This is a genomic window from Vibrio sp. 03-59-1, from assembly GCF_013114135.1.
GTDB classification, from domain to species: Bacteria; Pseudomonadota; Gammaproteobacteria; order Enterobacterales; family Vibrionaceae; genus Vibrio; species Vibrio cortegadensis.
Genome location: NZ_VTYA01000042.1, coordinates 1 through 3,034 on the forward strand (window position 1 = coordinate 1; position 3,034 = coordinate 3,034).

The 3,034-nt window shown below is 38.7% G+C and carries 4 protein-coding genes; all 4 read left to right on the forward strand.

Going from position 1 to position 3,034, the window contains the following annotated elements; genetic code table 11:
* The first annotated feature begins 147 nt into the window (after positions 1-147).
* Positions 148-810 (forward strand): DUF3047 domain-containing protein, encoded by a 663-nt coding sequence (locus F0249_RS19580; protein ID WP_171757590.1) that lies wholly within the window; start codon positions 148-150, stop codon positions 808-810.
* A 167-nt stretch (positions 811-977) separates the two neighbouring features.
* Complete coding sequence (locus F0249_RS19585) at positions 978-1,337, forward strand: VOC family protein (protein ID WP_171757591.1); 360 nt, start codon at positions 978-980, stop codon at positions 1,335-1,337.
* Positions 1,338-1,528: 191 nt separating this feature from the next.
* Complete coding sequence (locus F0249_RS19590; RefSeq protein ID WP_171757592.1) at positions 1,529-2,302, forward strand: BRO family protein; 774 nt, start codon at positions 1,529-1,531, stop codon at positions 2,300-2,302.
* 206 nt (positions 2,303-2,508) lie between these two features.
* Complete coding sequence (locus F0249_RS19595; RefSeq protein ID WP_029203452.1) at positions 2,509-2,670, forward strand: hypothetical protein; 162 nt, start codon at positions 2,509-2,511, stop codon at positions 2,668-2,670.
* The last annotated feature ends 364 nt before the right edge of the window (positions 2,671-3,034 follow it).

Sequence of the window (3,034 nt, forward strand, 5' to 3'; positions counted from 1 at the left end):
TTATGCTGAGTCATGGTCTTCTCCTTTTACTTCGGACCTGAACACTCCAAGCATGGCTGATAGCGATGTGAAGTGGTAGGGGGAGACCATCTCATCACCTTAATTGGGCGTTATAACAACAAATAAGTTTGGCTGGAGGCTAAATTAATGGAAAGGTTACTATTTTTCGCATTATCTATGCTTTGTTTTTCTGCCAATGCAAATATTAATGTGACTTCATTCGATACCGATGGGATTGGTTCATGGGATGAGCAGGTATTTTCAGGTGAAACTGTATATGAATTGGTTGAACTTGACGGATTTAGTGTATTAAAGGCATCTAGTCATAACAGTGCTTCAGGGCTTGCTTTGAAAATACGAATTGATTTACTCGATACGCCGTTTATGAGTTGGAGTTGGCGCGTTTCTGAAGTTCTCCCTGCGTTAAACGAACATAGTAGGGATGGAGATGACTATGCTGCACGAATCTATGTTGTTATTGAATCGGGTTTTATGGGCTTAAATACGAAAGCTCTTAATTACGTTTGGTCGGGTTCGCAAGACACTGGTGAGGTCTGGGATAACGTGTATGCGGGTTCAAGCGTTAGAATGCTCTCAGTGCGAGGGCATCTATCAGATGTAAATACTTGGTATTATGAAAAACGTAATGTGTACAAAGATTTGATTGATTGCTTTGGTGATAAGGGAAGTGTAGAAAAGAACATGGAAGCATATCGTTATATTGATATTATTGCCGTAATGACCGATACAGATAATAGTGGTTTGATAGCGGAGTCTTATTATGGTGATGTTTATTTTAGTGCCGAGTAATGTTGTTATAACAAAGCATTTAAGAGGGATTCTCAACGCTTGGCATTTTTGTATCTACTTCAAATTTAGTGTTTACGGTACAATACTTTAGGTCGGGTGGAGGCGTTGTTCACCCCTTAATGCGGCGTTAGTCGCTTTCTCGATCACAAGTATTAATGGAGTAATATATGAATGTACATGAAAAGCTAAATTACGTTGAATTTGGAGCAAAGGATCTAGCTGCAACGAAAGCTTTTTTCAGATCTGTCTTTGATTGGTCATTTGTTGATTATGGTCCTGAATATGCGGCATTTTCGAATCAAGGTTTAGATGGTGGATTTTTTAAGTCTGATGCTTGTAGTCAAACATCAACTGGCGGTGCACTTTTAGTTTTTTATAGTGCGGATATATCGGCAACTGAGAGTAAAGTACTAAAACATGGTGGTGCGGTTGTTCGACCAATTTTCGATTTCCCCGGGGGTTGCCGTTTTCATTTCGTTGAGCCAAGTGGTAACGAGTTTGCAGTGTGGTCTGAAACACGCGTCTAACAAACAATTTAAGAGTGACTCCTAACGCTTAGCGATTTCACTCCGGTTTGAAATTTGTGTTTACGGTGCAATGGTTTAGTCTAGGTTTTATAGCGTTGTCGCACCTTAATTGGGCGTTAGGTTTTTTACAGTACATATCATCTTAAATTCCAGATATAATAAGCAATAGTGGCTATAACTATTGGATGCTTATGAACTTATCTGAAACTATCTTTTCTTATGACAGCGCTACAGGTAGCGCTGCTATTCGCACCATCAATGAAGATGGGACATTGTACTTCTCACTTTTTGATGTGGTTCGGGCGATTTCAGCTGAAAATAGAATCCTTGACCCGGATCGACCATCAAAGGCTTTAATTACTTTAATTAAAGCTCATGCAACTCATTTACTTCCTGATGAAGTCAAAACAAAGGAAAATTTGCCTGCAAATGCAGATGATCCTTTGAGGGAAAGTTATGTGACTAAATCAGGATTATTGCGCGTTGTTTTGCAAGATAAGTCACCTGCTTGTATCAAATTTCAAAAGTGGGTGTTAGATGATGTATTACCATCTGTATTAGAAAAAGGTTCATACGTTCATCCTTCAGTGCAAAGTTCTGGAACTTCAATGTCTACAGAAGGAATGGATGTTGAACAAATTTTAATGATTCAGCTTCAAGAAACTAGAGAGCGCAAACAAGCTGACGCAGCATTAAAAAGCGAAGTTAATAATATTACGCTTGAAGTTGATCAGATGAAGCGAGTTGTCGGAGACTCTGAATTTTTGTTGGTCAATGAGCATTACATCGGTCAGTCTCTGCCAGAAACTCAACAATGGGAACTCTTTGTTCACTGTTTGAATCTGGCGTCAGATAATTCAGGAATGTACAAATCTAATAGGCTAAAGGAAGGTAATTGTATCAACTCAAAAGCCTTTACAATCAAGACAATCGATGCAGCAGTGAGCTTAATTAAACAAACCTAACAAACGCTTTAAGACGGATTCGCAAACGCGTGCCATTTTCGCTTCGCTACAATTATGGCACACGTCTGCTCACCACTTAAGCGGGCGTTAGAAGCTTCGATAAAACTTTGAATTATAGTAATTATTTATCTTATCCGGCTTAGTTCTAAATTTCGTTTCAATCATAGTATAATTGTTCGCATTTAGATGATTATGTGAAAGTTAAAATGAGAAAAATTTATGTAACTGAAGGGGATTCATCCTCTAAAAAAGGCAAAGTGGCTTATCCTAAACTGGTTTTGTGCGAAAAGTGTGTAGGTGAGTACATTGTTATCAGCGAAGGCAAGCGAACTTATGATGCTTGCGTCAAATGTGGTTCTAGTGAATAAGTAATTGCGTCTGTCGAACCCAAAATTCTAGGTTCTACATAACGGTTAAGAACGCTTCTAACAAACAATTTAAGAGTGACTCCTAACGCTTGCCGATTTCACTCCGATTTGAAATTTGTGTTTACGGTGCAATGGTTTAGCTTGGGTGTTATAGCGTTGTCGCACCTTAATTGGGCGTTATACACAAAGGCTCATAAATCACTATTTATCAGTCGATTGTTGTTTATTTACAGTGAGAAAGGATAATGTCGGGCTCTCCTTTACTCTAAATGTTGCTGATAATGCGCCTTGATAAATTTGTGTGTAAAAGCACTGAGTTAACAAAAACCGAAGCTATCCAACAGATTAATTCTGGCCGGGTTAT